Origin of the sequence: Stygiolobus sp. CP850M, assembly GCF_037389425.1 — an archaeon.
Classification (GTDB): domain Archaea; phylum Thermoproteota; class Thermoprotei_A; order Sulfolobales; family Sulfolobaceae; genus Stygiolobus.
The window spans coordinates 105,313-116,925 of sequence record NZ_JBBHKR010000042.1 but is presented as its reverse complement, the minus strand read 5'-3'; the positions used below and the strand labels follow the sequence as shown (position 1 = coordinate 116,925).

The 11,613-nt window shown below is 38.4% G+C and carries 11 protein-coding genes, 2 tRNA genes and 1 pseudogene; 7 read left to right on the top strand and 7 right to left on the bottom strand.

What is annotated here, in order from left to right:
- Positions 1-19: 19 nt before the first annotated feature.
- Positions 20-1,117 carry a site-2 protease family protein gene (locus WIW89_RS03080; RefSeq protein WP_337719710.1) on the top strand — a complete coding sequence of 366 codons (1,098 nt, stop codon included), beginning with the start codon at positions 20-22 and terminating at the stop codon, positions 1,115-1,117.
- On the opposite strand, the gene lysS is transcribed toward WIW89_RS03080, so the two are convergent.
- Complete coding sequence (gene lysS / locus WIW89_RS03075) at positions 1,101-2,582, bottom strand: lysine--tRNA ligase (protein ID WP_337719709.1); 1,482 nt, start codon at positions 2,580-2,582, stop codon at positions 1,101-1,103. The two genes, WIW89_RS03080 and lysS, sit on opposite strands and share 17 nt — an antisense overlap.
- Before the next feature lie 142 nt (positions 2,583-2,724).
- Positions 2,725-2,922, bottom strand: a complete 198-nt coding sequence (gene sul7d / locus WIW89_RS03070) for a Sul7d family chromatin protein (protein WP_156007647.1) — start codon at positions 2,920-2,922, stop codon at positions 2,725-2,727.
- Between the two features lie 556 nt (positions 2,923-3,478).
- On the opposite strand from sul7d, the gene WIW89_RS03065 reads away from it, so the two are divergent.
- Positions 3,479-3,554 (top strand) — tRNA-Pro (locus WIW89_RS03065).
- A gap of 28 nt (positions 3,555-3,582) precedes the next feature.
- Here WIW89_RS03065 and WIW89_RS03060 read toward each other — a convergent pair.
- The 4 genes and pseudogenes from WIW89_RS03060 to WIW89_RS03045 form a co-directional block, all read right to left on the bottom strand.
- Positions 3,583-3,659 (bottom strand): annotated as a pseudogene (locus WIW89_RS03060) (putative integrase); the annotation flags it as partial.
- A gap of 283 nt (positions 3,660-3,942) precedes the next feature.
- Entirely contained in the window at positions 3,943-5,478 is a 1,536-nt protein-coding gene (locus tag WIW89_RS03055; protein WP_337702469.1) for a 4-hydroxyphenylacetate 3-hydroxylase family protein, read from the bottom strand.
- 134 nt (positions 5,479-5,612) lie between these two features.
- Positions 5,613-7,037: a phenylacetate--CoA ligase family protein gene (locus tag WIW89_RS03050; protein ID WP_337719708.1), complete on the bottom strand. Its 1,425-nt coding sequence runs from the start codon at positions 7,035-7,037 to the stop codon at positions 5,613-5,615.
- Positions 7,038-7,069: 32 nt separating this feature from the next.
- Positions 7,070-8,242, bottom strand: a complete 1,173-nt coding sequence (locus WIW89_RS03045) for a 3-hydroxyacyl-CoA dehydrogenase (RefSeq protein WP_337719707.1) — start codon at positions 8,240-8,242, stop codon at positions 7,070-7,072.
- Between the two features lie 93 nt (positions 8,243-8,335).
- Here WIW89_RS03045 and WIW89_RS03040 point away from each other — a divergent pair, with 93 nt between their 5' ends.
- From WIW89_RS03040 to meaB, 5 genes are all read left to right on the top strand, one after another.
- Positions 8,336-8,788: a GNAT family N-acetyltransferase gene (locus WIW89_RS03040; RefSeq protein ID WP_443296285.1), complete on the top strand. Its 453-nt coding sequence runs from the start codon at positions 8,336-8,338 to the stop codon at positions 8,786-8,788.
- A gap of 154 nt (positions 8,789-8,942) precedes the next feature.
- Positions 8,943-9,254 (top strand): transcriptional regulator, encoded by a 312-nt coding sequence (locus tag WIW89_RS03035; RefSeq protein ID WP_337719706.1) that lies wholly within the window; start codon positions 8,943-8,945, stop codon positions 9,252-9,254.
- A gap of 154 nt (positions 9,255-9,408) precedes the next feature.
- Positions 9,409-9,545 (top strand) — tRNA-Trp (locus tag WIW89_RS03030).
- A 71-nt stretch (positions 9,546-9,616) separates the two neighbouring features.
- A complete protein-coding gene (locus WIW89_RS03025) occupies positions 9,617-10,045 on the top strand; it encodes a cobalamin B12-binding domain-containing protein (RefSeq protein ID WP_337719705.1) in 429 nt (142 codons plus the stop codon).
- The gene (meaB, locus tag WIW89_RS03020; protein WP_337719704.1) at positions 10,035-10,970 is read left to right on the top strand and encodes a methylmalonyl Co-A mutase-associated GTPase MeaB; all 936 of its coding nucleotides are present in this window, start codon (positions 10,035-10,037) and stop codon (positions 10,968-10,970) included. Before WIW89_RS03025 ends, meaB begins: the two co-directional genes overlap by 11 nt.
- A gap of 5 nt (positions 10,971-10,975) precedes the next feature.
- Here the strand turns inward: meaB and WIW89_RS03015 are convergent, their stop codons facing one another.
- Positions 10,976-11,611 (bottom strand): DUF2250 domain-containing protein, encoded by a 636-nt coding sequence (locus tag WIW89_RS03015; protein ID WP_443295616.1) that lies wholly within the window; start codon positions 11,609-11,611, stop codon positions 10,976-10,978.
- Between the last annotated feature and the right edge of the window lie 2 nt (positions 11,612-11,613).

The following is an 11,613-nucleotide window of genomic DNA, read 5'->3' as shown; positions in this document are numbered from 1 at the left end:
CTGGAATTAGTTATAAAATGTGAACACTCCTGAGTTGTTTTTCCTAGGGCTAGTAATATTTTGGTTGGTTTTATACCTCATTAAAAATAAGCTTGAAAGACGCGGATTCCAAATATACCCTTTCCTTTTGCTTTGGAAAAAAGGAACGAGAAGTGAGTGGTTCCCAAATATTGCCAATAAAAGGTACTACAAAATTTTCGAGAAAATAGCCCTTATTTTAGGGCTTGTGTCAATGGTGGGTGGAATATCACTAGTGGTGTACGTGTTTCTGAATTTAATTAACGCTTATTTCATATCACCTAGTCAAGTAACTCAATCTCAAGTACCGAGATTAACTCCAATTATTCCAGGTATAACTATAGGGATCAATCAAGTACCTTGGTTATTACTCGCTATTGGAATATCTGTAACTCTCCACGAACTAGCGCATGCAATATCTGCCACATCAAATAAAATTAAAGTAAAAGGAGGAGGTATCTTACTACTTCTTTTCTTCCCCGGCGCTTTCGTTGAACCAGATGAAGATGAATTCATGGGTTCTCCAATATCTGCAAAACTGAAAGTAATCTCGGCAGGGATAGCAGTGAACCTAATATTAGCTGGAATAGTCTTTCCTTTTGTGTTTTACCTACCGCCTTTAATTTCCCAAGGTCTTCAAATAGTTGCTGAAGTACCTCATTACCCAGCTTATAATTCATCGATACCAGTTAATTCAGTAATACTAGCTGTTAACGGACATAAAGTAAATACTCCTGATCAGTTCAGCTACTATTTGAGCCAATCAACACATGTTAACATAACTTTACTACTTCCAAACGGTAGTGTGATAATTAAAACTCTAAATACGACTCCAGACCACAAAATAGGAGTTTACATAACTTACGATTACCCACCTATACTTTATGCTATATTAGACTTTGCGTACTGGATGTTCACGATAAACTTTAGTTTGGCACTACTCAACGGTGCACCGCTAATAATTACTGACGGAGGAAAAATATTTACTGAGCTGATCAAAAAAGTCGGATTAAGCGAAAATGTGTCCTACGTTATTCAAGGACTTCTCGTAGTAGTATTGATAGGAGCGATAGTGCTATCCCTCAGTCCTCCTCAATAAGTTTAGCACTCAACATCGGGAATGGTATAACTTCTTTGATACTCATATTGTTTGTGAGCAACATCACGAGCCTATCTATACCTATACCAAGCCCACCAGTCGGTGGCATTCCGTAACTTAGCGCCCTGATAAAGTCCTTATCGTAGGGGTGAGCCTCTTCGTCCCCTTTCTTAAACATTTCCTGCTCTTGCCTGAACAACTGGTCTTGTAGGATAGGGTCATTAAGTTCGGTGTATGCGTTAGCTAACTCCATCCCAGCTATGAAAAGCTCGAACCTCTCAACAAGTCCAGGTTTTGATCTATGGGGCTTACAAAGGGGCGTAGTCTCTATCGGATAATCTATTACGAACGTAGGCTGGATCAAATTGGGAACTACTAACTTATCGAATAATTTCTCTATCATAAGTCCCCTAACGTAGGTGTCGCCTCTGGGTCTTAGTTCGTACTTCTTCATAAGCTCCTTTAATTGTTCATCAGTCATCTCCTCAACGCTCTTGCCCAAAGCTTCCGATACCGCTTCTAACATGGACACTTTCCTGAACTGAGAGAACTCTATTGTATATTCCTTTCCTGCAATTGTATACGTTAGCTTGAGGTCGTTACTTTTAACCTTCCTGACAACCTCTTGGATCATTTGTTCGGTTAACTTCATAATATCATTATAATCTGCATAAGCCCAGTAGAGTTCTAACAACGTGAACTCGGGGTTATGAGTAACATCTATATCCTCGTTTCTGAAGACTTTACCTATTTCAAAGACCTTATCGAAACCTCCAACAATATATCTCTTGAGGTAAAGCTCTAATGATATTCTTAGATACCAGTCCTCATTAAGATAGTTAACGTGGCTCTTAAAAGGCCTTGCCAATGCTCCGCCATATACGGGCTGCAAAATTGGGGTCTCAACTTCAACAAAACCCTTTGAGTACAAAAATTCTCTAATAGTTCTTATAGTAGTATAACGGATTTCCATAGCCTTTCTCGCTGAGTCGTTATAGAGAAAATCTACATACCTATGGGCATAACGGAACTCTGGGGACATCTTAGTCCAATCTGGTGGCTCTATTAGTGCCTTAGCCAACATAGTGTAATCTTTTACTCTAAGTGTTAGCTCTCCCTTCATCGTATAGAATAAATCTCCTCTTACGCCTATTACATCTCCACGATCTACGATCCTAAAGAAGTCCTCGTATTTCTCTCCTAGCTCATTCACTCTGAGCTGTAATTGTAACCTCTCGCCCTCATCGAATATGTCTACAAACGATATCTTTCCATGACGCCGTATATTAGCTACTCTACCAGCAGTAGAGATATCGAATATGAAGGGATCAGTAGGTTTCTCACTCCTTTCAAATTTCCTTATCTCAGGAATAGTATGAGTTATTTCGTATTTTTGTGGATAGGGGTTTATACCTCGTTTCTTCAACTCCTCTATGATGGCTATCCTTCGTTCATCCCATTTCAAGTGTGATCACTATAATCTAACTACATCAGAAATAAGCCTAGTGCTCAATTTAGCGTATCAGATAAAGGAAGGGAAACGAAAAACAAGAAAATATAAAAAAGTAAAAATCATTAGTACATATTCTTACTTTTTCTTACTTTATTTACTTTCCTTTCTCGGCTTTTGCTAACATGTCTAATAGCTCTTTGGGAGCGTCTTTCTCGCTTACAGCCCCCCTACCAGTCTTTCCGTTGTCGTCATAAGTGAAGGATATCATTTTTCCTACTCTCCAAACCTTCTTTATCTTTGAAGTATCTACTTCTTTCTCTTCTCCCTTATACTTGAACTTTACCTTTGCCATATCTTATCATGGTATCTTACGATACTATCATAAATAAACCTTACGGTATTAAGTTGAGTCATACTTATGATATTCTCTTAATAATTTTCCCCTAAATATGGGAGTGAATTTTAATTTGAAGTCATTTGTAATAATTGGTTTGTCTAATTTAATTCTTGAACTAGAGATGAAATAAAGACCTAATCAAAATTTTTGGACTATTATAGTATTAATAAACGTTTAATGTAAAGAGTATTTCAGCTTTAATGTTTAGAGGTTGAAGACTTAGACCTCATATATAGTCCAAATCACATCAACCAAGTAAACGTTTAGAATAATTCCGTTAGCGTATACTGTGACACTGAACAAACTGAGAAAGCCGTAATCGCCTAAGGAGTTGTTGTATCAGATATTAAATAATCACGTCATTAACTCACTTCATCATCTAAGCCACATGCTAAAAGTTGAGGTAAAAATCTTATTTTTAACATCTATTACGAGACAAGTAATTATTAGTCTGAGGAGGCTAGAGCGAAACGTTTTTAACTAATTACGCGTTAATAAAAAATAACAACATGGGGGCGTAGTCTAGCTTGGACTAGGATGCCAGGCTTGGGCCCTGGTGGTCGCGGGTTCAAATCCCGCCGCCCCCACATTAGGGATACCCCTAACACCTCCCCTACTAATATAAAATTCGATCATCTTGTCTAAAGGACCAACGTAAGTTCCTTTACGTTACCCTTTGAGTCCTTCTTTATCTTGTAAACATAATACTTCTTCCCTCTTTTACGAATCTTATATTACCCTGCTGAGAAAACACTATAACCCATATTTAAACTATAGATTAAACAAGTGGTATAATTACGAGTTTGGCCGGGATGAAGAACGCTTAAAGTACACAGACCAGAAGAATAATTAGAGAATCATAATAATTACAATGAAGAAATTAACATCTAAGAAGATTTAGAATTTTTTATTTAAATTTAATTTGTTAGAGTAAAACAACTAGTGAATAGGAAAAAGGGAAAGAAACAAAATACTTTACTGTTGCTTTTTCTCTTCAATCGACTTACTCTTCGCTAACTTCTCGGTTTCAGACTCTCTCCACGGTTCTGCCTTTTCAGTGAACTTTACGTTAGATTTCATTCCAGCTAACTTCTTTGCTACCTCTTCTGAATAGTTTAAGTCATAGAGTCTACTGAACATTATTCTCTGGGCAGCTGGACTACCAGCACCATGAACTGACTCTATCATAAACGCAACGCCCATGCTCACGTTCTCTAAAAGCCTAACCATTCTTAATCTATCTTCAGCTGTATAACCTTCTACTCCTTGTAAGTATTTTGCAATATACTCCCTTAGTTTAGGGTTCTTTAGATCCCACTCGCTTGGCGCAGTTCCTATGATTCCTCCTGCTATGTCTATTGCTAATTGTGATATCTGTGCTGGAAACCTAGCTACTAAGTGCTTTGTAACATTTGCGTGCATAGGGTTTACCCACCAGCAGTTAGGACAAGGCTGAACCGCATTTAGACTTGCGGCAATTCCTGCAGCATACATTGTCTCAGTGAGGAAAATCTCTTCTGTTAACTTTTCTTGAGCGTGAGAAGCTTTCTCAATTCCAATTTGCTTTGCTAAGTTGTATGTGGCTCCGATTATTACATCACCCAGACCGGCTTTACACCCTCCGTAACCTTGCCTATGATATGCAGAGAATATTTCCACGAGCTGTGAAGTGTATTGCCAGTCCCTTAGTAAGAACACCCTTTCCATTGGAACAAATACGTTGTCAAATATTACCAGTCCCTCATGATTGTAGAAATAAGGTAATGCATCTATGTCTCCTCCTTCCATTCTCCTTGCGTCGTTTAATTGTCTTCCAACTATGATCTTAATCCCTTCTGTGTCAGTAGGTATAGAGAATGCTACAGCATAATCTTGGTCTTCAGGACCCATTGCCCTAGTTGGGAGTACTACTATTTCTTCGCTGGCAGCTACACCTGTAATGTTTGCTTTTGCACCGGAAATGTATATACCATCCTTTGTTACTTCTGTAACTCTCACGTAAGCGTCTTTGTTCTTTTGCTGACTCGGCTTTAACGTCCTTACTCCTTTTGTATCTGTCATCGCTCCGGCTAATGCTAAGTCCTTCTTTTGAACAGTCTTCAAGTACTCAACAAATCTTTCTTTAGGCTCAGTCTTACCCTTTTGTGCCATTAACTCCGTTACGATATACAATGTGTTAAGTGCGTCAAAACCTACACATCTCTGGAAACAAGCTCCAGTTTTGTGGCTTAATTTTCTTAAGAGTTTTACCTTAGCGGCTAAGTCATCTGGTGATCTGTGAATATGATTAAACCTGTTTACTTCTTCGTTAATGAAAGGGCTCCATGCCCTTGCAAGCTCCTTGGTATCCTCTTCCCACGGAGCATCAAAGGTAGCCTTAAATGCCATTATTGAAGGTTTAAGAAATGGGTGAGTGGTTACGTCTTTTACTTCTTTACCCATCACGTAAATTTCAGCCTTATTCCTAACTTTTATTGCCTCCAAATATTGCTCTCCAGTTCTTAGTCCCATGGGTATACATTGGTGTTTAAAGTTTTTAAACTTTCGTATAACCAAAATTATCAATTTTATAAATAGGATATAGTAAATAAAAAAGGAGCGAAAATATAGTGTATTTTACTCTTTTTTTTCTATCTACTACACGTTTATTTCTTTTTTCTCTGGTCAAGGAAGACTTGTAACTTATATCCAGTCCAGACGCTCTGACCAGGTTTTAACCACTCTATCTCTACGTCATCAGGGTTTATACCTAATCTACTGGCTAGAATCTCCTTAGCTTGTCTGTCGTATTGAGGGTCAACTAATTCCTTCCTTGTCTCTATCTTAATCTTCAGCTTATCCATTTCGTTGTCGTAAATCACGAGGTTGAACATACCGGTCGTATCAGGTATCTCATTTACAGCGTCTTCAACATATATCGGGAATAGTAGTTTACCTTTCACTCTGAACATCCATTCAACTCTTCCAGGTATAGGTTCTGCGAATCTCATGTGAGTAATGCCATACACTGGATCAGGATCTGTTATGAACTCGTTCTTTACATAATCACCCAGACTGTACCTGATCAAAGGCATGGTGAAATGATTTAACAATGTTGCTATTAGCTCTCCTCTCTCCCCTTCGGAAACTGGTTCATCGGTCTTAGGATCTACTATATCGAATATCTCCATGTCCTCCCATACTACCAGTTGTCCTTCCGAACCAGGTATCTCTATGGCCATATGACCGTCAGTAGTGCCCCAAACGTTTATGGCTAACTTAGCGTTAGGGTGGACTTGGAATAGTTTCTTCTTTGTATTTTCTGCCGCAGCTCCTCCGTGGAGGAGTAGGACTTTGAATGGTGTTTCCCATCCTTCAAGCTTAGCTTCCTCTCCGATAAGTCTGTGCAGCCATGGGGTTGTTGCGAATACGTCGACTTTCCACAATTTGAATATCAGCATGTGTCTGTTTTTCCATGAGAAGAAAGTCTCTCCTCCTCCAGCAATCGCTGTAGCACCACATCTCCACATTGCAGTTTCAACTACTGGGGGACCCCAACTATAGAAGCCGCTCATATTGAGGTAATTAGCATAAACTATTGTTGGTTTTACTCCAGCAAAAGTCCAAAGGTACCTAGCTTGCCCCTCTTGGAAGTAGTCTAGTTCTAAAGCACCCCAACCTTGGAAGGTCGGAAGACCCGTAGAACCAGATGTAGCGCCTACGAATCTTATTCTCTTAGCAAGCTCGGGATGCATTATAGTTCCGAACGGAGGATTAGCTTGAAGGTCTTTTCTCAGTTCATCTTTTCTCAGAATCGGTATCTTCACAATATCTTTCCAATTCTTGATCATGTCTGGCTCGAAGCCTTTACTCTTCCAATAGTTTCTGTAAAACGGAATGTTATCCCAAGCCCATTTGACTATTCTCTTAAGCCTGAATGTCTTCAGCTTTTCTAACTCTTCTCTGGGCATTGTCATTACTTTTTTGTTCCACAATTTCTCAGAGGGGTCTGGAGGATATACGTTTCTTATAAAATTCTCTCTCCTAAGTTCTTGATGAATCGCCTCATATTCGGCTAATACACTTGACATATACTTAGATTGTATAAACTATTTAAAAAGTATTAATATTTGTGAAAACCTTCTCCTTTGCCCTTCCCGATCTTACCTTCAGACACAAGTTTCCTAAGAAGCTCCGTGGGCTTATACGCTTGATAACCCTTAGAATATATGTCCTCGAGGTTCTTCAATATCTTATCTAAACCCGCTTCGTCTGCCATCTCCATTAACCCCTTTGGGAAGTTGAAACCATATATCATTACCGTATCTACGTCCTTAGCAGACACTATACCATTTTCTACCATCCAACTAGCTTCGTTAACGGAGAGTGAGATTAACCTCGCGGGATCTACCTTGCTTGATTCGGGCAGTTGGACTTTAGCGTATTTACCGGGGGCTGGATATGTATAGAATCCTTTTCCTGTTTTAACCCCCAAGTTTTTCTCGTTTACTTTAGTTTTGAACATTGAGCAGTTTACATCAGGAGTTCCTCTGACAACCAATACATTCCATATATCTACTACCACGTCGAGTCCTACATAATCAGCAAGTTCAAATAAGCCCATTGGTAACTTAAGTTTATTCCTAGCAGTACTATCAACTTCTTCTATTTTAGCTTCCCCGCTCTCTACTTCCCTACATGCTTCCTGAAGTAGTCTGATAAATATCCTATTAGAGACAAAGCCTGGTATTTCATATTTTAAACTCACCGGGATCTTATTCATTTTTTTAGCTAAGTCTATCGTTAAGTCTACTGTTTCTCGATTTGTGTATTTACTTGGAATTACTTCCACGAGTTTCATTATAACTGGAGGATTAAAGAAGTGCATCCCTATTACTTTCTCCTTTCTATTTGTCGCCTCTGCTATATCTGAAATGGGGATAGATGACGTGTTAGTTGCCAATACTGCATGTGACGGCATAACAGTGTCCAACGTCCTGAACACGGTTCTCTTAAGCTCTAGCTTTTCAGGAACAGCCTCAATGGCAAAATCTGCATCTTTAGCAATGTCATAAGAGGTGTTAAAGGATATTCTATCCAAGACAGCTTTAGCATCACTTATCTGTTTTCTTTCTGCTAGCTTGTTCAGGGACTCTGAAATACGTTCTTTAGCCTTGTTTAAAAAATCCCAAGATATATCTATTAGAGCAACTTCAAACCCAGAAAGTGCAGCTACCTCCGCTATTCCATGTCCCATTGTACCTGCTCCAACTACAGCTATTTTACTAATCATCATGTAAGAGAGAAAAAAGTAGATTATAAATAACCATGTTTTCACACCTTTTTTATTATCGTAAGTGTTTTTATACCAGATTACTAAAGTATAAATATGAGTTTGGAGCTACAAGTAAATTATCGTAAAGCGGAGGAAAAAGATTGGGAAAAAATTCTAGAACTTTATAACTCTTTATCCTCTGAAGATCTTTATTTACGTTTCTTTTCTTATCATAGGCTTACACCCGAAGAAGCAAAAAAGATAGTGAGCGGAGGAGATCACTACACTATAGTAGCCGAATCTGAAGGAAAAATAATAGGAGAAGGAACTTTATATAATGACGGGGAATTCGCTCTAGTAGTGCATCCAAATTATAGAAGAATAGGGATAGGAACTGAGATTGTGAAAAAATTGATAGAGAAGGCTAAAGAAGAAAAATTGTGTGAAGTAAAATTTTACACTCTGCCAGATAATTATCCCATGATAAGAATAGGGAAAAAGCTCGGATTTACAATTAGTGAAGATGTTGATGAGGTTTTTGGTTATTTAAAGCTAAATTGTAGTTAAAAATAATTAAAAATTGTGAGAGAGTAAATTAACAAAGTTTAAAGTAACTTTTATTAAATTATAATACGAATGTTTATTGTAGTGAACAACCATTACTGGAAAAAAATTAATAAGTAAAAAGATTCAAGCTCCTTGCGAGACCTCTATAAAAGAGGTGATACCAGCAATTAGGAGTATTTTGGCTCAGGAGTTAATTAAAAGAGGTTATTCTCAAAAAGATATAGGTGAACTACTCGGTTTATCTGTTGCGGAGGTAAACTATCTTATTAAAGGTAAGAGAGGAGACTTAGAAATAAAGAAAGAGCTGGAAAATGATGAAGACTTCACCGACTTAATAAACTCTTTTGTAAATAAACTAGTGAACGAGAAAGATAGCGAGGATACTGTGATCTCACTATGTCCTCTATGTAGTTACGCTAGGAGAAAAGTCTTAAAACAGGGTTCGGCTTGTCCTTATGATACATGATGAGCTTCCAGGCTCTGGAACCGTGAAGATAGATTGCAAGCGCTGATTTATGTTAGTCTTGCTTTTCCTACTATCCTCCCAAAACTTCTTTCCTTGATTTCAGTTAAGTTTATTTTCTTTGTCTCCAAATCGATTTTAGTACATGATCGATAATGGGCCCGTAGCTCAGCAAGGTAGAGTGCCGGGCTCCAGATATGGAGAACATTGGGTCTAACGACCCCTTTATGGGGGATGAGCGGTATCTGGAAGAGAGAGACCCGGTGGTCCGGGGTTCAAGTCCCCGCGGGCCCATTATTTTTAATAGCTGGCTTGTCTTCTGTTCATACATATAAAGATTTTAAACAGTATAAGCGGTATTATATGTGATGAGTCAAGAGAGAAGAATTAAGGTTCTCGTGGCTAAGTTAGGTTTAGACGGACATGATAGAGGGGCTAAAGTAATTGCAAGGGCTTTGAAAGATGCGGGTATGGAAGTAGTTTACACGGGATTAAGACAAACACCTGAGCAAATAGTTAAAGCAGCTTTGCAAGAAGACGTGGATGTCATAGGAGTGAGCATACTAAGCGGGGCACACTTAGAACTGGTTCCTTTGGTAGTTCAACAAATGAAAGAAAAAGGATTAAACGACGTAGTGCTGGTAGTGGGAGGAGTTATTCCCCCACAAGACATACCTAAGTTAAAAGAGATTGGAGTTGACGAAGTATTTTTACCCGGATCAAGTTTGAAGGAGATTACTGAGAAAATAACTAAAGCGGTAGCTGCTAAGAGGGGCTTAAAGATTGCTTCTTGAAAGAGCACTTGAAGGAGACGAGCTATCAATTTCACGTCTTTTAACAAAGATTGAATATATGTCCAGTGAAGGGTTAGAGAGTTTACAAGAATTAATGAAGAGATCAGGGAAAGCTCATGTAGTGGGAATAACAGGATCTCCCGGAGCTGGTAAGAGCACCTTAATCGGAGAGTTAATCAAAGAATATGTAACTAGAGGCCATAGAGTAGGTGTAATACTGATAGATCCTTCAAGTCCGTTTAGCATGGGCTCTTTTATGGGCAATAGGATAAGATTGACAAGTGTTGAGGAAAAGAATGTATTCGTTAGGAGTATTGCCTCGAGGGGCCATCTAGGAGGTATATCTTCTGAGGCACTAATGCTTATTGAAGCATTAGACGGTCTTGGCTTCGACAGAATTATAGTTGAAACTGTAGGAGCTGGACAGACAGATACAGACGTAGTAAACGGAGTTCACACGATCGCTGTAGTAAACGTTCCGGGGACTGGGGATGAAATACAAGCTTTGAAAGCAGGAATTATGGAAATAGGGGATGTATACGTAGTAAATAAAGCTGATAAAGTGGAAGCAGAAATGCTGTTTAACGTCTTACGCTTCGCTATCGACACAGCAGAAGTAGATTATAGAGATGGATGGAAGCCTAAGCTCGTAAAAACGATAGCTACTAAAGGAGTAGGGATTAAAGAAACGGTAGATATTTTTGAGGAACATCTGGAATATTTAAAGCAAAAAGGTATCTTCGATGAGAGAATAAGAGAAAGAAGAATAAAGATGATGGAGTTACTATTGAGAAAGAAAGTAAACGACGTTATAACAAAAATCATTAGGGAAAACAACGAGATAGTATCGAAGAAGCTTAATGAGGAACACGATATAATAGGTATTCTAAATGAAATTTATAAACTAGTTAAGGAAACTATGTGAGTCTTCTACTTTGGTATTACGCCTTGCCTTTTTAACTCCCTTACCACTAACTCTCCTATCCTTGAAAGACCGTAGTACTTATGATGTGTTCTAGTCTCCTTTTTTGGCTTAGACCTTCTCTCCCTAAATTTTATTATTTTAGCTTGAGCCTCTTCTAGTAGACCCATTCTTTCCAATTCCTCTAACTTAGGTGTTATCTCTTCTAACGGCTTATGCAAAAGCTTTGAATAAGTTAGAGCGTGATCTGCGTTTACCTCATCAGCTATCTTAAGAATATCCAGGGCGAACTGGTCGTTTTTAACTAAATCAATATATGCCTTTATCAATTCCTTCTCATCTAACTGTCTTAATAAGTGGTCTCCTTCTCTGGTCAAAGTGTAGTAAGTATGGTGTTTATGAACTTCTTTACTGAGCTTAAACTTTGCTTCAGTATTTTTCAGTGTAGCACCATGAACCCTTTCAATTAATCCTAACCTTTCTAGCCGGTCTAGCAATTCTACTACTTCTTGAATGGGAATTTTTGTATTCAGCATTATCGACTTTCCATAGTCAACATTAGCCTTCCTTAAATGTTTCATTACCTCCAGAAGTCTCTTATCCTTTAGAACTTCCATTAGTTTTTTTCTCAACTCCTCATCCATAA

Bases quoted from the DNA above. Each gene is read 5' to 3' on its own strand.
- sul7d (WP_156007647.1), bottom strand. From the start codon at position 2,922: ATGGCAAAGGTAAAGTTCAAGTATAAGGGAGAAGAGAAAGAAGTAGAT.
- WIW89_RS03055 (WP_337702469.1), bottom strand. From the start codon at position 5,478: ATGGGACTAAGAACTGGAGAGCAATATTTGGAGGCAATAAAAGTTAGG.
- WIW89_RS03050 (WP_337719708.1), bottom strand. From the start codon at position 7,037: ATGTCAAGTGTATTAGCCGAATATGAGGCGATTCATCAAGAACTTAGG.
- WIW89_RS03045 (WP_337719707.1), bottom strand. From the start codon at position 8,242: ATGATGATTAGTAAAATAGCTGTAGTTGGAGCAGGTACAATGGGACAT.
- WIW89_RS03040 (WP_443296285.1), top strand. From the start codon at position 8,336: ATGAGTTTGGAGCTACAAGTAAATTATCGTAAAGCGGAGGAAAAAGAT.
- WIW89_RS03015 (WP_443295616.1), bottom strand. From the start codon at position 11,611: ATGGATGAGGAGTTGAGAAAAAAACTAATGGAAGTTCTAAAGGATAAG.